Source organism: Craurococcus roseus, from assembly GCF_039523795.1.
In the GTDB taxonomy this organism is placed as follows: Bacteria; Pseudomonadota; Alphaproteobacteria; order Acetobacterales; family Acetobacteraceae; genus Craurococcus; species Craurococcus roseus.
On the sequence record NZ_BAAAFZ010000055.1, the window covers coordinates 24,755 to 42,086 of the forward strand.

The window sequence follows — 17,332 nt, forward strand, 5'->3', positions numbered from 1 at the left end:
GCGCCGACGCGGCGGCGGGCCGCTGGCTCGAAGCCGGCGCGCGCTGAGCCAGGGGCCTCCTCACCGCGCCGTGGCCGTCGCGCCCGCTTCCGCCGCGGCCGTCGCCGGCGCGGCGGGCGTTGCGACGCGCACCATGCCCGCCCCGTCCGGCCGCCAGCCGAGCCGGCGCGCGACGCGCAGGCCGTAGTAGCACGTTTTGAAGGCCAGCACCGGCACCCGGAGGTGCGGGTTCCTGTGGACGTCACCGGCCAGCATGCTGACCAAGCCCTCGCGCATCCGGAAGCGGTTGCTCGGCGCCATGAACATGTCGCGCATGACCGGGTCGTTGATGCGGTAGATCAGCCAGGAGAGCGAGCCGATGGCGCCGCGCACCTTCTTCTCGAAGCGACGCAGCGCCGGCGCGGCGGCGGCGCGGTCGTCGAGCCAGGTGTGGACGGCGTCGGCCGCCAAGTCGCCGCTCGCCATGGCGAGGCAGACGCCCGAGGAGAAGACCGGGTCGATGAAGGCGAAGGCGTCGCCGACCATGAGCCAGCCGTCGCCGGCCATCGTGTCCGAGCGGTAGGAGTAGTTGCCCGTCGCCTGCGCCGGCATCACCATCTCCGCGTCCCGCGCCCGCGCCGCCGTGGAGGGGCACATGGCGATGGCCTCGCGCAGGAACTCGTCGAGCGTGCCGCGGCGGCGCTTGAAGAAGTCCGGGTCGCTGACGACGCCGACGCTCATGATCCCGCCCTGGAGCGGGATGAACCAGAACCAGCCGTGCTCGAAGAGGTGGATGCCGATGTAGCCGTCCTCCTCCGCCGAGCCGTCGCGCGTCTTCACGCCCTTGAAGTGGGAGAACAAAGCCGCCGTGTTGTTGCGGCTGTTGCGCTTCTTGCTGCCCATGCGGCTGGCGAAGAAGGTGTCGCGCCCGGAGGCGTCCACCACGAAGCGCGCGCGCCAGGTCCGCGCGTTGCCCCGCGCGTCCTCGGCCGTGACGAGCGAGCCGCGGGCGGCGTCGAGCGCCACCTCCGTCACGCGCATCCCCTCGTGCGCCTCCGCGCCGCGGGCGGCGGCGTTGCGGAACAGCATCTCGTCGAATTCGGCGCGCTTCACCTGGTAGCTGTGGGTGTAGTCGCGGTTGGTGGCCTCGGCGAAGGGGAAGGCCACCTGCTTGCCATCGTGCGCGTCGGAGACGAAGGCCGCGCCCGGCTTGAACACGCCGATGCGGGCGAGGTCCTCGCGCAGGCCGAGCCGCTCGAAGACCCGCAGGTTCTGCGGCAGCAGCGATTCGCCGATGTGGAAACGCGGGTGGACGTCCTTCTCGACCAGCACCACGCGGCGGCCGCGCTCCGCGAGCAGCGCCGCCGTGGTGGACCCGGCCGGGCCGCCGCCGATCACCAGCACGTCGCATTCCGCGGCGGGCGGAGTGGACGGGGCGTCCGGCGCGGCGGCGGTCGTGGTCGTGTCCAGCGGCATGAGGGCCTTTCCCGAAAGCGTGAGGTCGGCGGAGAAGGAACCCGAGCGCGGCGCGCTTTGCAATCGTGATCTTCGCGCGCTGCGCAGGGCTGGTCCGGGCGGGGCCGAGCCCGGTTGCGCGACCGCCGCGCCGGGGCACATCCCCCGGGAAACCGGAACCGCTCTGCCGCATCGGGAGCAGCCCCATGGAGCGTCGCGCCCTTCTCCGGAACGCCTTCGGGATCGGCCTCGCCGGGGCGGCCGTGGCGGCCTGCCGCCAGGTCCCCTGCAACGGGAGATCGGCGGCGAGTTCAGCGGCCGCGGTTCCAGCGCGATACGCGCCGAACAGATCCGGCGCGCCGGCGCTTCCCAGGGCTGGGTCATCGAGTCGCGCGCCCAGCCTCTTGCGCAGCACGTTGAGCCGCCGCGGCCAGCAGGCTGTGGTGGACATCCTCCATGACCCGCGGCGCTTCAGCATCCGCTACTCGGGCAGTTCGAACCTGAACTACGACGGCACGAACATCAACTCGGACTACAATTCCCACGTCCAGCGCCTGCATCGCGCCATCCTGTCCCAACCCACGACCTGACGCGGGCGCCCGGCGGACATGGCCTGCGCGTGCCGAATCACGCGCGCGCTTTTCCATTTCGGAACACCACGGTTCCTCAAATACAACTCTTGTATTCGCGATCACCTTTGGATTAACAGGGCGCAACGCTCATCAACTTATGAGTGATTTACGCCGGAGAAGGACACCAAGTTTGGACGACGCGCCGCTCTTCCCCGCCGCTGCCCATTCGACCTTCGACGGCGCCGAAACCGGCCGGGGCGAAGCGGTGGGCGGGCAGGTGACGGCCGCGCCGCGCCAGCCGGAAGACCGGATCGGCACCCACTAGCCCGGTCCTCGGGCCGCCGCGGCAACGGCGGCGGCCTCCACGACACGACGCGCCCTCTCCCCTGCCGCCCGCCTCCCGGCGCGCGGTCGATGGGACGCGGGCGTCCGACCGGACGCGCCGCGGCCGCGGCGCGCCCACACCAGGCCGCGCCCTCACGGCGGCCCGGTCCTGACATTTCCGCAACGGAGCAGTCCGGGACGCGACGGGAACGCCGCGCCGGACGGATTGGAGAACCGACTCGGAATGGGCACCTACAACGACGAGAACCCGAACGCGCTCAACGCCGATGGCTGGCGCACCGTCCTGTTCGACGGGTTCAACGGGAGCGCGGTGGACCGCGACACCTGGCCGGTGATGTACGGCGGCGACTCGGGCAACGGCGGCGCTTTCCAGTGGTCGAACGACGACGTGCGTGTGGGCGATGGCGAGCTGACGATCAGCATGACCGACCACGGCGGCTGGTGGAGCGCGGGCGGCCTGTCGCAGGGCTGGGAGGGCCAGACCTACGGCCGCTTCGAGGTCCGCGCGAAGGTGGACCCCGGCCAGGGCACGCAGGGCGTGCTCGTCCTCTGGCCGACGGACAACGTCTACCCGCCGGAGATCGACCTGCTGGAAACGCCGGAAGGCGACCGCAGCAAGGCGCACTTCACCGTCCATTGGGACGGCGGCGGCGGCGCCGACCACTACGAGGGCCAGAGCTTCAGCCTCGACACCTCGCAGTGGCACACCTACGCGGTGGATTGGACGCCCGAGCGGCTGACCTACTACATCGACGGCCGGGAGATGTACTCGACGACGTCGAACGTGCCGCAGGAGCCGATGGCGCTCGGCTTCTCGGGCTGGGTGTCGAGCGACGGGCAAACCTGGTTCAACGGCGGCCCGGACGCCACCACGCCCGCGCAGGTGAACCTGCACGTCGACTGGGCGAGGATCTCCGTCGCCGACGGCGGCCGCCAGGGCGGCGCGGGCGTGCAGCAGGCGGCCGTGGTGCAAGCGGAGCCGGTCGAGGCCGCGCTGGAGGCCGCGCTGGTGGCCGCGCCGGAGGAGCCGCCCCCTGCCCCGGCGCCCGTCGAACAGGCTGCGCAGCCCGTGGATTGGGAAGCGCTCGCCGCGCAGGCGATGGCGAACTACGAAGCCACGGGCCAGTGGTTCATCTGAACCCGGCTTGAAGGACGGCGCGGCCGGGGACCATGCCCGGCCGCGCCGCTACTCCCACTCGATGGTGCCGGGCGGCTTCGAGGTGATGTCGTAGGTCACGCGGTTGATGCCGCGCACCTCGTTGACGATGCGGTTCGACACGCGCGTCAGGAAGCCCATGTCGAAAGGGTACACGTCGGCGGTCATGCCGTCCGTGCTCGTCACCGCGCGCAGCGCGCAGACCTGGTCGTAGGTGCGGCCGTCGCCCATCACGCCGACGGAGCGCACCGGCAGCAGCACGGCGAAGGCCTGCCAGATGGCGTCGTAGAGGCCGGCGGCGCGGATCTCTTCCAGGTAGATGCGGTCGGCCTTGCGGAGGATGTCGCAGCTTTCGCGCGTCACCTCGCCGAGGATGCGGATGGCGAGGCCCGGCCCCGGGAAGGGGTGGCGGCCGACGATCGCCTCCGGAAGCCCCAGCTCGCGGCCGAGCGCCCGCACCTCGTCCTTGAACAGCTCGCGCAGCGGCTCGACCAGGCGCATCCGCATCCGCTCCGGCAAGCCGCCGACGTTGTGGTGCGACTTGATGGTGACGCTCGGGCCGCCGGCGAAGGACACGCTCTCGATCACGTCCGGGTACAGCGTGCCCTGCGCCAGGAAATCGGCGCCGCCGATCTTGGCCTGCTCCTCCTCGAACACGTCGATGAAGAGGCTGCCGATGGTCTTGCGCTTCCGCTCCGGGTCGGTGGTTCCCGCCAGCGCCTTGAGGAACACGTCGCTCGCGTCGCGGTGGACGAGGCGGATGTTGAAGCGGTCGCGGAAGGTGCGGTCCACCTCCTCCGCCTCGCCGGCGCGGAGCAGGCCGTGGTCCACGAAGATGCAGGTGAGCTGGTCGCCGATCGCCTCGTGCAGCAGCACGGCGGCGACGGAGGAATCGACGCCGCCCGAGAGGCCGCACACCACGCGGCCGCTGCCGACCTGGGCACGGATGCGCTCCACCGCCTCGGCGCGGAAGCCCGCCATCGTCCAGTCGCCGCGGCAGCCGCAGACGCCTTGGGCGAAGTTGCGGAGGAGCTGGGAGCCGTGCGGCGTGTGCGCCACTTCGGGGTGGAACATGGTCCCGTAGAAGCGGCGCTCGTCGTCGGCGATGACGGCGAAGGGCGCGCCTTCGCTGCTCGCCACGGAGCGGAAGCCCGGGGGAAGGCGCGTGATGCGGTCGCCGTGGCTCATCCAGACCTGCTCGCGCGCGCCCGGCGCCCAAAGGTCCTTGGTGATGGCGCATTCGCCCGTCACGTCCACGAAGGCGCGGCCGAACTCGTGGTGGTCGGAATTCTCGACCGCGCCGCCGAGCTGCGCCGCGAGCGTCTGCTGGCCGTAGCAGATGCCCAACACCGGCACGCCCATCCGGAAGACCAAGTCCGGCGCGCGCGGGCTCTCGTCCGTGGTCACGCTGGCCGGGCCGCCGGAGAGGACGACGCCGCGCGGGGCGAACTCCGCGATGCGCGCGTCCGGGGCGGCGTTGCAGGGCCAGATCTCGCAGTAGACGCCGTTCTCGCGCAGGCGGCGTGCGATGAGTTGCGTGACCTGGCTGCCGAAGTCGAGGATCAGGATGCGGTCGTGCCCGGAGGCGGCCAAGGGAGCGGCCGGGGGGGCGGCGGGGTCTGTCATGGCGCCTTGCAGCACGGGAGCGCCGCGCGCCGCAAGCGTCGGGCGTCCGCGGGGCGGGTCAACGCTCGGGCGCCGACGCGGTCGCCATCAGCAGGATGTTGATGGGGTCCCAGAGGTAGGCCGTCTGCTCCACCTGCCGGCCGGCGAAGCGGATCACCTCCCGCGCCGCCGCGCGGCCGCCCAGGCGCTGGTAGAACCACCGCGTCGGGTTGTCGCTGAGCACCCAGAGCACGGCCGAGCGGCAGCCGACCGCGGCCAGATGGGCCGCCATGGCGCGCATCAAGCGCCGGCCGATGCCGCGGTCGCGGTAGTCGTCCAGGAGGTAGAGCGTCTCCACCTCCCCGCTCCCGGCCACCGGCTCGCCGCACAGGCCGGGGCGCCGCCCCCTGCCGCCGGACACGAAGCCGACCACCGCGCCGCCCCCGTCCCCCCCGCCCTCCGGCCTGCCCGGCGGCGCGTCGGGGCCGGACGCGACCGCGACGAACATGGCGTGGCCGTTGCGCCGGTCGGCGATCGCCCGCTCGTAGCCGGCCGCGTGGCGCACGGCGGAGAGGCCGGCGAGGTAATCGTCCGGGAGCACGCCGGCGTAGGTGTTGCGCCAAGCGGACACGTGGACGGCGCCGATGGCGGCGGCATCGCCAGGCCTGGCGCGGCGGACGCAGATCATGCTGCGCGCTCCCTTTCTCCGTGTTCGGCCGGTCAACGCCCACGTTGCAGGATCGCGGCGAAGAAGCCGTCGGTTCCGTGCCGGGCCGGGCTTGTCAGGAGGAATTCGCCGTCCCCGGGCGGCGGAACGGTTCCAGCTTCGGCCCAAGCGGCGGAAAGTGGCAAGAGGCCAAAATCGGGGTGGCGGCCGAGGAAAGCGCGGACCTGCTCCTCGTCCTCCTCGGGCAGGACCGAACAGGTCGCGTACACCAAGCGCCCGCCGCCGGGCCGCACCAAGCCGGCGGCGGCGTCCAGGATCGCGGCCTGCTTGGGCAGGAGTTCACGGAGGTCCTCCGGGCCGGTGCGGGTGCGGGCGTCCGGGTTGCGCCGCCAGGTGCCCGTACCGGTGCAGGGGGCGTCCACCAGCACCCGGTCGAAGGTCCCGGCGCGGCGCTTGGCCCAACGGTCGCCCGGCTCCAGCAGGTGCCGCTCGGCGTTGTCCACACCGGCCCGGCGCAGCCGACGGACGGCGCCCTCCAGCCGCGGCGTCGAAACGTCGCAGGCGGTGATGCGGCCGCGGTTGCCCATCGCGGCCGCGAGCGCCAGCGTCTTGCCGCCGGCGCCGGCGCAGTAATCGGCCACGCGCATCCCCGGCTCGGCGCCGGTCAGCAGGACGACGAGCTGGCTGCCCTCGTCCTGCACCTCCACCAGCCCCTCTTGGAAGGCGCGGGTGGAGGTGACGGGGCGGCGCTCCGGCACGCGCAGGCCCCAAGGCGAGAACGGCGTCGGCTCCGTTTCGATCCCCTCGGCCGCAAGCAGCGCCGCCGCGCCCTCGCGCGTCGTCTTCAGCAGGTTGGCTCGGAGGTCGAGCGGCGCGGGCTCCTGCATCGCCGCCGCCTCGGCGGCGAGGCGGGGGCCGAACCGGGCGCGGAAGCCCGGCAGCGCCCAGTCCGGCAGTTCGAGCCGCACGGCCTCCGGCATCCCCGGGTGCTCCAGCGCCCCGCCGGAGCGGCGGCGGGCGGCGATGGCGCGCAGCGCGCGCTCTTCGGACAAATCGAGCGCCGCCGCCGCGTACTGGCCGCCGGAGAAGGCCTGCCGCGCCACGGCGGCGGGGTCCAGGCCCTCGGCCAGCAGCAGGTCGGCGGCGACCAGCAGGCGCGGCGTCGGTTGCGCCCCCACGAGTTCCAGCCACCAGCCGAGGCGCAGGCGGCGGCGGAGCACGCCCCAGACCCGATCGGAAACGGCGCGGCGGTCGCCGCCGCCGATGTAGCGGCGGGCGCGGAAGAAGTCGTTGGCGACCGCGTCGGCGGGCTTGCGGCCGGCCTGCTCGATCGCGCCGAGCAGGTCGATGGCGGCGGCGAGGCGCGCGGCGGGCGTCACGCCAAGCGCTGCGGCAGGGCGGCGAGGCCGGGCAGCGCCGCTTCTGCCAACTCGTCGAGCCAATACTCCAACGGCCCGCCGGCGCGGTTCGCCCAGAACACGCGGAAGCCGAAGCGAGCGGCGCCGTAGGCGTCCCAGGCGTTGGAGGACACAAAGGCGATCTCGTGCGGCTGGCACGCGAAGCGCTCGGTGGCCAAAGCGTACACGCGCGCGTCGGGCTTGTAGCGTCGCAGCGGGTGGACGGAGAGCACGTCGTCCAGCAGCGGGCCGAGCCCGCCGGCCGCCACGGCGCTCGCCAGCATCTCCGGCGTGCCGTTGGACAGGATGGCGGTGCCGAGGCCGGCCGCGCGCAGGGCTTGGAGCGTGGGCGCGGCGTCGGGGTAGGCGTCGAGTTCGCGGTAGGCGGACAGGAGGTCGGCCCGGAGCGCCGCGTCCGAAACGCCGTGGACCCGCATGGCGTGGCCGAGGGCGCGGTCGGTGATGGCCCAGAAATCCTCGTAGGCGCCGCAAGCGGACAAAATCCAGGTCGCTTCGAGCTGCTTGCTCCGCCAGAGCGCGGAGAGCGGCTGCGCCTTGTCGCCGAGCCTGGCGGCGTGGCGGCCGACGGCGGCGTGGACGTCGAGCAGCGTGCCGTAGGCGTCGAACACCGCGGCCTTGGGCGGCGCGCGGCGGCGCGTGGCGGAGGCGGTCATCGGGCGGAACCGCTTTTTGCGGCGTTCGGACGAAATGCCCCTTCCAGGCGGCGGGGCGGGCCGCGCCGGTGCGGCGGGGGGTGGGCCGCTCCGGTCTCCGTCGGTTCCATCATCGGTCGGGAACGCCTTTCGTCGCTTTCGGACAAAATCCCCGCTGCCGCGCGCCGGGGCCAAGCGTCCAAGCGGGAGGAGGGGCGCCCCGCGCCGCCTTTCGCCGGCGGCGCCGCTGGATGGAAGCGGCTTTTGGCGCTTTCGGACAAAATGCCCTCCCTTGCGGAACGGGGCCGAGGCGCGGGGCGCCGCGCGCTCCCGGTGATGGACGGCGGCGGCGTCGGGCGGAATCGGGACCGTCCTTCGTCGCTTTTGGACAAACCCCTCCCCTCAAGCGGCTGGGTGGGACGGGGGCTTGCGTCGGGCGCGGAAGTCATCTAGGAATATTAGCCTATTGATCGTGCGATGTCCAGGCGCGGCCGGTCGCGCCCGGTCGTCAGGGGCGCTCCTTCTCCCCTTCCACGAAGGCGGCGAAGGCCGCGGCGTGGTCCGGGTGCCAGCGCGAGAGCGGCGGCCGGTTCTCCACGATGTCGCCCGCCGCCCACAGGATGCGGCGCTCGTCGAGCGCGCGCGGCACGTCGTTGTCGGGGCAGAGGATGTAGAAGTCGCCTGCCTCAAGGCGCTCCAGCATGAAGTCCACGGTCTGCTCCGGCGTCCAGGCCGCGGCCGGCTTGTCGGCGCGGCCCTTCGCGGTGAGCGGCGTGAAGACGAAGCCCGGTATCAGCAGGTGCGCGCTGAGGCGGCAGCCCGGCGTGTTGCGCAGTTCGTGCTGCAACGCCTCGGTGAAGGCCTTCACCCCCGCCTTGGACACGTTGTAGGCCGGGTCGCCGGGCGGCGTGGTGATGCCCTGCTTGGAGCCGGTGTTGATGACGAGGCCCGGGCGCCCGCGTTCCATCATCCCCGGCACGAAGGCCTGCGTGCCGTTGACGACGCCCCACAGGTTCACGCCGAGCACCCGCCGCCAGTTCTCCGCCGGGCCGAACACGCCGCTGCCGGGCTGGATGCCGGCGTTGTTCATCAGGACGTCGGTGCCGCCGAAGCGCTCGCGGACGGCGGCCTCCAGCCGGCGCACCTCGTCGGCCTCCGCGACGTCGGTCGCCACGGCCATGACGTCGGCGCCACCGCGCGGGGCGGCGGCGGCCAGCGCCTCGGCGGCGTGGGCGAGGCGGTCGCCGCCGAGGTCGGCGATGCAGACCTTCAGGCCCATGCGGGCGAAGCGCACGGCGGCGGCGAAACCGATGCCGGACGCGCCGCCGGTGACGACGGCGACGGCGTCGGGCGAGAGGGCCGGGTGGGGCATGGGGTCACTCCTGTCGCAACGTATGCCGGGGCGGGAACGGCGGTCCGCCCACCTGGGCCGCGGGCGGCGGGATGGCAAGATCGAGCGCCGCCCACCTCCTCCGCAACCTCGCCCCGGCGCGCGGGCCGAGGCTCAGCGGCCCAGGGTGGTTCCGGCCGGCGTCCCCGATAGGATGGGGTCATGATTGGAGTCTCGCCATGAGCCAGGCGTCGAAGATCGAAATTCCCGTTGAGGCGGTAATGGCGGCCGCCCTCTCCGACGCGCGGCGGCTGGAGGCGGTCGGGCGCCTCGTGGATCGGTTGGTCCGGCCCGGCGCCGATGATCCGCTGGTCGCGCTGTTCGAGCGCACCGCGGCCGAGGCGCGGGAAGCCGGCCTCACAGAGGCCGAGATCGAGGCCGAGTTGGCGGCCTACAACGCGGAGCGCCGGGGCTGAGCGTCACCGTCGTCGATGCGAGCGCCGTCGTCTCGGCTGCGCTGAACCCGAACGGAACGGCTCGCCGTGCCTTGGCCGTCGCGCGGGCGAGGACCACCATCGCCTTGTCGGACGCGGTGCAGCGGGAGATCGCCGGAGTCCTGGCGCGCCCGAAGTTCGCGCGCGTTGTGACGGAGGACCGCCGCCGCGAAGCCCTCGAACTGCTGGCCGCGGCCGCGCTCTGGGTCGAGCCGCGGGACTGCCGCGATCCCAAGGACAACCGCTATCTCGAACTGGCGCTGGCGGCAGGGGCGAACGCGATCGTGACCGGCGACGAAGACCTGCTGGTGCTGCGTCCCTGGCGCGGCATCCAGGTGCTGCGCCCGGCCGAATTCCTTCAGTGGATCGAGCACGACCGGCGATAGGCTCTATAGCCGCATCGGTCAGCGGTGCGCTGGACGTCCGCTCGCCGGGACTGCGGGCGACGGCGCTACTGTTGAGGCGGCGTCACGTCCGCTCGCGCGCCACCGCTGCCAAGCCAGCAGCGCCACCGCCACCGCGAGCGGCGGCAGGATAGAGAGGTTCAGCGCCGCCCAGCCCCCGCCGGCGTGGACCGCCCCGGACAGGAAGGCGGTGCAGGCGACGGTGCCGAAGACGATCAGGTCGTTGGCCGCCTGCGCCCTGACGCGCTCGGCCGGGTCGTGCGCGGCGGAGAGCATGGTGGTGGCGGAGACGAACATGAAGTTCCAGCCGACGCCGAGCAGCGTCAGCGCCGCCGCGAAGTGCCAGAAGCCCTGCCCTTGCAGGCCCACGAGCACGCACAGCGCCGACAGCGCGGCGCCCGTGGCGGCGACCCGGGCCGTGCCGAACCGGGAGATCAGCCGGCCGGTGAAGAAGCCCGGCCCGTACATGGCGACGGCGTGCGCCTGTATGACGGTCGCGGAGGCGCCGATGCCGAAGCCGCAGAGCATCATCTCCACCGGCGTCGAGGTCATGATGAGGTTCATGGTGCCGAACGCGACCATGCCGGTGACGACGGCGGCGACGAAGGCCGGGCGGGCGACGATCTCCCGCACCGGCGCGCCGCCGGCGTTGCGGGGCGGCGGGGGCGGCAGCCGGGCGAAGGACAGCAGCGCGATGCAGAGCAGCGGCAGCAGCGCGAGCGTCAGGTAGGTGCCGAGGAACAGGTGCGGCACCACCATGTCGCGCGTGTGCTTGACGATCTCCGGCCCGAGCGCGGCGGAGAGCACGCCGCCCGTCATCACCAGCGAGATGGCGCGCGGCCGGTAGCCCGGCGTCGCCACCTCGGCCGCGGCGAAGCGGTAGTGCTGGCCGACGCCGAAGCCCAGGCCGGCGAACACGGCGCCCAGGCAGTAGACCGGGAAGCTGCCCCACCACACCCCGGCCGCGAAGGTGAGCGAACCGACCAGCGCCGCCACCGCGCCCAGGATGAAGCCGGGGCGCCGCCCGAGCCGGGCGAAGACGATGCCGGCCGGGATGGAGGCGGCCATGGTGGCGGTCATCTGGATGGCGACGGGCAGGGTCGAGAGCGACTTGTCCTCGGCGAGCGAGTGGCCGATCAGCGCCGCCATGACCGCTTGGCCGACGGTGCTGGCCTGCGTCAGCGCGGAGCAGAAGAACAGCAGCAGGACCTGCCGCTTCATGGCGCTCGGGGACGGCGCGTCAGAAATGGCTCCAACCTCCTTGCGGCAGCGGCACGGGCGCCCCGTCCGCGCCCAGCACCGACACTTCCGGCGGCCCGTCGGCGAAGGCGCCGACCGGCGTGACCGGCGTGCCGGCCGCCGCCGCACGGGTCAGCACCTCCTCCGACAGCGCCGGAGGAGCCGCGAAGAGGAGTTCGTAGTCGTCCCCGCCGGCGAGCACCAATGACAGCAGCGCGGGGTCCGTTTCGACCGCGGCGCGGGCCGCGTCCGACAGCGGCAGGGCCGCCGCGTCCACGGTGGCGGCGCATCCGGACGCGCGGCACAGGTGGCCCAGGTCCTGCGCCAGCCCGTCCGACACGTCCATCGCCGCCGTCGCCACGCCGGCCAGCGCGGCGCCCAGGGCCAAGCGCGGCTCCGGCAGCATGTACCGGCGCGCGAGGTGCCCGGCCGGGTCCGGCGCCAACTCCCCGCGCAGCACGCGCAGGCCGAGCGCGCCGTCGCCGAGCGTGCCGGACACCCAGAGGCGGTCGCCCGGCCTCGCGCCGCCGCGCAGCAGCGCCGCGCCGGGCGCGACGGTGCCGAGGATGGCGAGCGAGAAGGTCGCCGGCCCCGGCGTGGACACCGTGTCGCCGCCGAGCGCGTGGACGCCGAAGGCGCGGTTGTCCGCTTCCAGGCCGTCGGCGAAGGAAGCGGTCCATTCGTCGGGCGTGCCGCGCGGCAGCGCCGCGGTCAGCAGGTAGCCGAGCGGCGCCGCGCCCATGGCCGCGAGGTCGGACAGGTTCACGCGCAGCAGCTTGCGGCCGATCGTGTCCGGCGGGTCTCCGGGGAGGAAGTGGACGCCGGCCACCATCGCGTCCGCCGCCGCCACGAGTTGCCGCCCCGGCGGCGGGTCGAACACCGCGGCGTCGTCGGAGAGGTCGAGCGAGCCGGGGCCGGCGAGCCGCCGGAAGTGCCGCGCGATGAGCGAGAACTCGCCCGGCAGCGGCGGCGACGGCGGCACGGGGTCAGGCCCGGCCGGCGGCGGGGAACTCCTCGGGCCGCAGGGAGCGCGCCACGGCGTCGAGCACGCCGTTGGCGAAGCGCGGCTCCTCGCCGGAGAAGAAGCCGTGGGCGATGTCGAGGTACTCGTTGATCACCACCCGCGCCGGCGGCTGCGCGCCGCCCATGAGTTCCGCGGCGCCGGCGCGCAGCAGGGCGCGCAGCACCGGGTCTAGTCGCGGCATGGGCCAATCGACGCCGAGGTGGTTGGAGATGACGGTGTCCACAGCCTCGCCGTTCGCCGCCGCCTTGCGGACGATGGCGGCGAAGAGCGGCACGTCGGCCTCCGGCACGCGGCCGTCCTCGAAGCCGTCCTGGCCCGGGAGCGCGCCCAGGCGGTGGCGGATGAACTGGTCGATCACCGTTTCCGCCGCCTCGCCCGAGTGCTCGCTCTGGTAGAGCGCCTGCACCGCCGCGACGCGGGCGCCGGTGCGCGGCCGGCCGCCGCCGCTACTCCGGCGCGGCGCGTGTTTTCTGGCGCCGCTCACGCGAGCTTCCAACGCCGGCGCAGCGCCACTTGGCCGAGCAGCGCCTGCGCCGCTTCCGCGCCCTTGTTCATCCTGTTCTCGCCGGAGCGGGCCACCGCTTGTTGCAGGGTGTCCACCGTCAGCAGGCCGAAGCCGATGGCGGCGCCGGTTTCGGTCGAAAGGTCCATCACGCCCCGGCAGGTCTCCCGGCAGATGTGGTCGTAGTGGTCGGTCTCGCCGCGCACCACGCAGCCGAGCACCAGATAACCGTCGAAGCGCGTGCCGGTTTGCGACAGCGCCATGCGCAGCGCCGCCGGCAGCTCGAAGGCGCCGGCCACGTCCACCACCTCGACGCCCGCGCCGGCTTCGGCGAACACGCCTTCCGCGCCGCGGCGCATCCCGCCCACCACCTGTTCGTAGTACGGCGCCTGGATCACCAGCAGGCGCGGCGGCGGCCCCGGTATGGAAGGCGTCTCCCGCGAAACCGCGTCTATAGTGCTCACGCGCCCGGCCCTCCCTTGCGCAAAGGCCGGGTCTCGACCACCCGCAGCCCGTAGCCTTCCAGCCCCACGATCGGCCGCGGGTTGTCGGACAGCCGCACCATGTCGCGCACGCCGAGGTCGGCGAGGATCTGCGCGCCGATGCCGTAGTCGCGGATCTCGGGCGGCACCACGCGGCGGTCGCGGCCGCCGAGCCGGACCTGCTCGCTGACGCCGGTGGGGCGCCCGTCGCGGATCACCACGACGACGCCGCGGCCGGCTTCGGCGATCATCGCCATGGCGCTGTGCAGGTCGCCCGTGCCTGAGCCGGCGATGATGTCGTGCAGCAGGTTGGCCGCGTGCATCCGCACCATGGCCGGCGCGTCGCCGGCCGCGCCCGGTACGTCGCCCTTCACCAGCGCCAGGTGTTCGCCGTACTCCAGGGTGCTGGTGTAGACCACGAGGTGCCATTCGCCGCCCACCGCGTGGTCTATGTGGCCTTCCGCGACGCGGCGGACCAGGCGCTCGGTGCGGCGGCGGTGGCCGATCAGGTCGGCGATGGTGCCGAGCTTGAGGCCGTGGCGCTGGGCGAAGGCGACGAGGTCGGGCATCCGCGCCATGGAGCCGTCGTCGTTCATGATCTCGCAGATCACGCCCGAGGGGTTGAGGCCGGCGAGGCGCGCGAAGTCCACCGCCGCCTCCGTGTGGCCGGCGCGGACCAGGGTGCCGCCGTCGCGCGCCACCAGCGGGAAGACGTGGCCGGGGGTGACGATGTCGTCCCGCCCGGTTTCCGGGTTGATGGCGACGGCGACGGTGTGGGCGCGGTCGGCGGCGGAGATGCCGGTGGTGACGCCCTCGCGCGCCTCGATGGAGACGGTGAAGGCGGTCTGGTGCCGGGTGCCGTTGGCCTGGGCCATCAGCGGCAGGCCGAGCTTCTCCACGCGGCCGCGCGTGAGCGCCAGGCAGATCAGGCCGCGCGCGTGCTTGGCCATGAAGTTGATGGCCTCGGGCGTGGCGAACTGCGCGGGGATCACGAGGTCGCCCTCGTTCTCGCGGTCCTCGTCGTCCACCAGCACGAACATGCGCCCGGAGCGCGCCTCGTCCAGCAGTTCCTCCGTGGGCGACACGAAGTCGTGGAAGTGGACGCGCTGCGGCGGCGCTTCGGCGGTCGCGCCGGGCGGCGGAGTGGCGCTCATGCGGTCTCCTTCAGCCGGGCGACGTAGCGCGCCAGCGTGTCGATCTCGATGTTCACCAAGGAGCCCGGTTGCAGGGTGCTGAAGGTGGTGACGGCGGCGGTGTGGGGGATGATGTTGACCCCGAAGGCATCGCCGTCAACCTCGTTCACCGTGAGCGAGACGCCGTCTATCGCAATGGAGCCCTTGACCGCGACGAAGCGCGACAGGCCTGGCGGCAGGCGGAAGCGGTAGCGGACGGAGGCGTTCTCCGGCGTGGCGGACAGCACCTCGGCTACCCCGTCCACGTGCCCGGACACCAGATGGCCTCCGAGTTCGTCGCCCAATCGGAGCGAGCGTTCGAGGTTGATGCGGGTGCCCCCGCGCGCCCGGCCGAGGGTGGTCTTGGACAGCGTTTCGGCCGAGGCGTCCACCGCGAACCAGTCGCCGCCGAGTTGCACGGCGGTGAGGCAGACGCCGGAGCAGGCGATGGAGGCGCCGACCGCAGCCGGCGCCGGCTCGGCCAGGAAGGCGGGCGAGGTGCCGATGACCAGGCGCATGTCGTGCCCGCCGCCGATGGGCTGGACCTCCCGCACCGTGCCGAGGTCGGTCACGATTCCTGTGAACATGGCGGCCCGCTGTCCTCGCATCGCTCGAATTCGGTCAACCAGTCTTCGCCCACGGCGCGGCTGGCCACGCGGCGGAATCTGGGCATGGCGGACAGGCTTTTCAGCGGCAAGGGGCGTACGGCGGGCAATCCGTCGCCGCCCATGACGCCCGGGGCGTGGAACCACGCGACCCGGTCCACCAGCCCGGCCCGCAACAGCCCGGCGGCCAGGCCGGCGCCGCCCTCCGCCAGCACCCGCGTCACGCCCCGCTGGGCCAGGGCGCCGAGCAGGGCGGCGAGGTCCACCCCCCCTTCTCTCGCACGGATCGGCAGGATCTCGACGCCGGCTTCGAGGTAGGGCGCCAACGCCGCCGGCGGCTGCCCGGTGCGGGTGGCGATCCAAGTTGGGGCGGCGAACGCGGTCGCGACCAGCCGGGAGGCGAGCGGCGTCCTGAGCCGCGTGTCGGCCACCACCCGCGCGATGGGCACGCGGGCCATGCCGGGGACGCGGCAGGTGAGGTCCGGGTCGTCGGCCAGGACGGTGCCGCTGCCCACCAGCACCGCGTCGTGGGTGGCCCGCAGCCCGTGCGCCGCCCGGCGCGCGGCGGCGCCGGTGATCCAGCGGCTCTCCCCCGTGGCGGTGGCGATCCGCCCGTCCAGGCTGGTGGCGAGCTTCAGGGTGACGAGCGGCAGGCCGAGGGTGATGCGACGGACGAAGCCGGCGATGACGGCGCGGGCCTCGGCTTCCAGCAGTCCCGCCTCCACGGCGATCCCGGCGTCCCGCAACCGGCGGAGGCCGCGCCCGTCCACCCGCGGGTCCGGGTCGCCGGTCGCCACCACCACGCGCGAGACGCCGGCGGCGACCAGCGCGTCGCAGCAAGGGGGCGTGCGGCCCCAGTGCGAGCAAGGCTCCAGGGTGACGTACACGGTCGCGCCCCGGGCCGCTTCCCCCGCGCGCACCAGAGCCTCCGTCTCGGCGTGCGGGCGGCCGCCCGGTTGGGTCCAGCCGCGCCCGACCACCGAGCCGTCGCGCACGACCACGCAGCCGACCGAAGGGTTCGGCCAGGTGCTGCCGAGGCCCCGTCGCGCGAGCGACAGGGCGGCGCGCATGTGGTGGAGATCGTCGGGGGCAGCCATGCAGGGCGGTTTGAGCGCGGGGGCGGGCGGTTCGGCAAGGGCCGGGGCCCTGTCGGCCGGCGCCGCCGGGCATGCGTCCCCACGGGGAAGCGGCCCGGCTCCCGGTCAGGGCTTCGGCCAGACCCCCGGCAGCCGCGTCGCCAGCCAGCGCGCGAGGGCGGCGTTCACCGCGGCGGGCTTCTCCTGCGCCATCCAGTGGCCGGAGGCGACGGTCGCTTCCGTCAGGTCGGCGCAGTCCCGCCGCATCGGCTCGGCGAGGCGGGAATCGATCGTCTCGCAGACTTGGTCGTGGGCCGCGTGCAGGAACAGCACGGGCATGGACAGCCGCCCTCCCTCGGGCGCGGCCGCGGCGTAGGCTTGGTTGCTGGCGTGGTTCATGTACCAGGCGCAGGGGCCGGCGAAGCCGTTGCGGCCCAGGGCGGCGGCGTAGCGGTGCATCTCCGCCTCGGTCGCCAGCACGGCGGGGTCGCGCGGCACGTCCGGCGCCCGGCCGGCGCCGCCGAACCAGCCGCCGTCGCGCCGGATCGTGGCGGTGCGGGCGGGCTTGCCGCGGGCCGCCGCGTTGCCGGCGCGGAACAGCGCCCGGACGGTGGCGGCGGGATCGGCCTCGAAGGCGGCGACCGCGGCGGCGCAGTCCTCCTCATAGGCGAGCAGGTAGTCCCACTGGCCGGCGGGGCAGTCCGCCTCCGGGTAGGTTTCCCGATCCACGAGGGGGATGACGTTCGGCGGCGCGAAGCCGCCGGCGATGTAGGGCACGCACAGGCTGGCCACGCCGTGGCAGCGCCCGGCGTGGTGCGCGGCGAGGCTCCACACCACCGGGCTTCCCCAGTCGTGCCCGACCCAAACGGCGCGCTCGCGGCCTAGCCCGTCGAGCAGTTCGAGCATGTCGCGCACGATCGGCCGCATCGTGTAGTCTTCCCGCCGCGCCGGCACGGAGGAGCGGCCGTAGCCGCGCATGTCGGGCGCGACGCAGCGGAAGCCGAGGGCGGCGAAGCAGGGCAGTTGGTGGCGCCAGCTCTCGGACAGTTCCGGCCAGCCGTGGACGAAGACGATGAGCGGCGCGTCCTCGGCGCCGCAAGCGAGGTAGAAGCTGGCGTGGCCCGAAGGGCCGCGTAGCACGTGCTCCGTGACGTCGTGGGGCATCATGCGGCGGC

19 protein-coding genes are annotated in these 17,332 nt (G+C 73.7%); 5 read left to right on the plus strand and 14 right to left on the minus strand.

Annotation, left to right across the window (positions count from 1 at the left end; genetic code table 11):
• Positions 1-60: 60 nt before the first annotated feature.
• Positions 61-1,455 carry an NAD(P)/FAD-dependent oxidoreductase gene (locus ABD067_RS17490; RefSeq protein ID WP_343896648.1) on the minus strand — a complete coding sequence of 465 codons (1,395 nt, stop codon included), beginning with the start codon at positions 1,453-1,455 and terminating at the stop codon, positions 61-63.
• Between the two features lie 422 nt (positions 1,456-1,877).
• Here ABD067_RS17490 and ABD067_RS17495 point away from each other — a divergent pair, with 422 nt between their 5' ends.
• The 3 genes from ABD067_RS17495 to ABD067_RS17505 all read left to right on the plus strand — a co-directional run bounded on the left by ABD067_RS17495 (position 1,878) and on the right by ABD067_RS17505 (position 3,489).
• Positions 1,878-2,024 (plus strand): hypothetical protein, encoded by a 147-nt coding sequence (locus tag ABD067_RS17495; RefSeq protein ID WP_343896649.1) that lies wholly within the window; start codon positions 1,878-1,880, stop codon positions 2,022-2,024.
• 172 nt (positions 2,025-2,196) lie between these two features.
• Entirely contained in the window at positions 2,197-2,331 is a 135-nt protein-coding gene (locus ABD067_RS17500; RefSeq protein ID WP_343896650.1) for a hypothetical protein, read from the plus strand.
• Between the two features lie 243 nt (positions 2,332-2,574).
• Positions 2,575-3,489 carry a glycoside hydrolase family 16 protein gene (locus tag ABD067_RS17505; protein WP_343896651.1) on the plus strand — a complete coding sequence of 305 codons (915 nt, stop codon included), beginning with the start codon at positions 2,575-2,577 and terminating at the stop codon, positions 3,487-3,489.
• Positions 3,490-3,537: 48 nt separating this feature from the next.
• On the opposite strand, the gene guaA is transcribed toward ABD067_RS17505, so the two are convergent.
• From guaA to ABD067_RS17530, 5 genes are all read right to left on the minus strand, one after another.
• Positions 3,538-5,133, minus strand: a complete 1,596-nt coding sequence (gene guaA / locus ABD067_RS17510) for a glutamine-hydrolyzing GMP synthase (RefSeq protein ID WP_343896652.1) — start codon at positions 5,131-5,133, stop codon at positions 3,538-3,540.
• A gap of 58 nt (positions 5,134-5,191) precedes the next feature.
• Complete coding sequence (locus tag ABD067_RS17515; RefSeq protein ID WP_343896653.1) at positions 5,192-5,800, minus strand: GNAT family N-acetyltransferase; 609 nt, start codon at positions 5,798-5,800, stop codon at positions 5,192-5,194.
• A gap of 32 nt (positions 5,801-5,832) precedes the next feature.
• Positions 5,833-7,158, minus strand: coding sequence for an RsmB/NOP family class I SAM-dependent RNA methyltransferase (locus ABD067_RS17520; protein WP_343896654.1), 1,326 nt, complete (start codon positions 7,156-7,158; stop codon positions 5,833-5,835).
• The gene (locus ABD067_RS17525) at positions 7,155-7,850 is read right to left on the minus strand and encodes a haloacid dehalogenase type II (protein WP_343896655.1); all 696 of its coding nucleotides are present in this window, start codon (positions 7,848-7,850) and stop codon (positions 7,155-7,157) included. Before ABD067_RS17525 ends, ABD067_RS17520 begins: the two co-directional genes overlap by 4 nt.
• 487 nt (positions 7,851-8,337) lie before the next feature.
• Positions 8,338-9,201: an SDR family NAD(P)-dependent oxidoreductase gene (locus tag ABD067_RS17530; RefSeq protein ID WP_343896656.1), complete on the minus strand. Its 864-nt coding sequence runs from the start codon at positions 9,199-9,201 to the stop codon at positions 8,338-8,340.
• Positions 9,202-9,398: 197 nt separating this feature from the next.
• Between ABD067_RS17530 and ABD067_RS17535 the strand changes: the two genes are divergently transcribed.
• Together ABD067_RS17535 and ABD067_RS17540 are read left to right on the plus strand one after the other, a co-directional pair.
• The gene (locus ABD067_RS17535; protein ID WP_343896657.1) at positions 9,399-9,635 is read left to right on the plus strand and encodes a hypothetical protein; all 237 of its coding nucleotides are present in this window, start codon (positions 9,399-9,401) and stop codon (positions 9,633-9,635) included.
• Positions 9,632-10,039 carry a putative toxin-antitoxin system toxin component, PIN family gene (locus ABD067_RS17540; RefSeq protein WP_343896746.1) on the plus strand — a complete coding sequence of 136 codons (408 nt, stop codon included), beginning with the start codon at positions 9,632-9,634 and terminating at the stop codon, positions 10,037-10,039. The genes ABD067_RS17535 and ABD067_RS17540 overlap by 4 nt, the downstream gene beginning before the upstream one ends.
• An 18-nt stretch (positions 10,040-10,057) precedes the next feature.
• On the opposite strand, the gene ABD067_RS17545 is transcribed toward ABD067_RS17540, so the two are convergent.
• From ABD067_RS17545 to ABD067_RS17580, 8 genes are all read right to left on the minus strand, one after another.
• Positions 10,058-11,278, minus strand: a complete 1,221-nt coding sequence (locus tag ABD067_RS17545; RefSeq protein WP_343896658.1) for an MFS transporter — start codon at positions 11,276-11,278, stop codon at positions 10,058-10,060.
• Between the two features lie 19 nt (positions 11,279-11,297).
• Positions 11,298-12,278, minus strand: a complete 981-nt coding sequence (gene thiL / locus ABD067_RS17550; RefSeq protein WP_343896659.1) for a thiamine-phosphate kinase — start codon at positions 12,276-12,278, stop codon at positions 11,298-11,300.
• 4 nt (positions 12,279-12,282) lie between these two features.
• Positions 12,283-12,804 (minus strand): transcription antitermination factor NusB, encoded by a 522-nt coding sequence (nusB, locus tag ABD067_RS17555; protein WP_343896660.1) that lies wholly within the window; start codon positions 12,802-12,804, stop codon positions 12,283-12,285.
• Positions 12,801-13,286 (minus strand): 6,7-dimethyl-8-ribityllumazine synthase, encoded by a 486-nt coding sequence (ribH, locus tag ABD067_RS17560; RefSeq protein WP_343896661.1) that lies wholly within the window; start codon positions 13,284-13,286, stop codon positions 12,801-12,803. The genes nusB and ribH overlap by 4 nt, the downstream gene beginning before the upstream one ends.
• Positions 13,283-14,458, minus strand: coding sequence for a 3,4-dihydroxy-2-butanone-4-phosphate synthase (gene ribB, locus ABD067_RS17565; RefSeq protein ID WP_343896662.1), 1,176 nt, complete (start codon positions 14,456-14,458; stop codon positions 13,283-13,285). The genes ribH and ribB overlap by 4 nt, the downstream gene beginning before the upstream one ends.
• Complete coding sequence (locus ABD067_RS17570) at positions 14,455-15,063, minus strand: riboflavin synthase (RefSeq protein WP_343896663.1); 609 nt, start codon at positions 15,061-15,063, stop codon at positions 14,455-14,457. The genes ribB and ABD067_RS17570 overlap by 4 nt, the downstream gene beginning before the upstream one ends.
• The gene (ribD, locus tag ABD067_RS17575) at positions 15,045-16,178 is read right to left on the minus strand and encodes a bifunctional diaminohydroxyphosphoribosylaminopyrimidine deaminase/5-amino-6-(5-phosphoribosylamino)uracil reductase RibD (protein ID WP_343896664.1); all 1,134 of its coding nucleotides are present in this window, start codon (positions 16,176-16,178) and stop codon (positions 15,045-15,047) included. The genes ABD067_RS17570 and ribD overlap by 19 nt, the downstream gene beginning before the upstream one ends.
• A 105-nt stretch (positions 16,179-16,283) precedes the next feature.
• A complete protein-coding gene (locus ABD067_RS17580) occupies positions 16,284-17,324 on the minus strand; it encodes an alpha/beta hydrolase (protein ID WP_343896665.1) in 1,041 nt (346 codons plus the stop codon).
• Positions 17,325-17,332 lie beyond the last annotated feature (8 nt).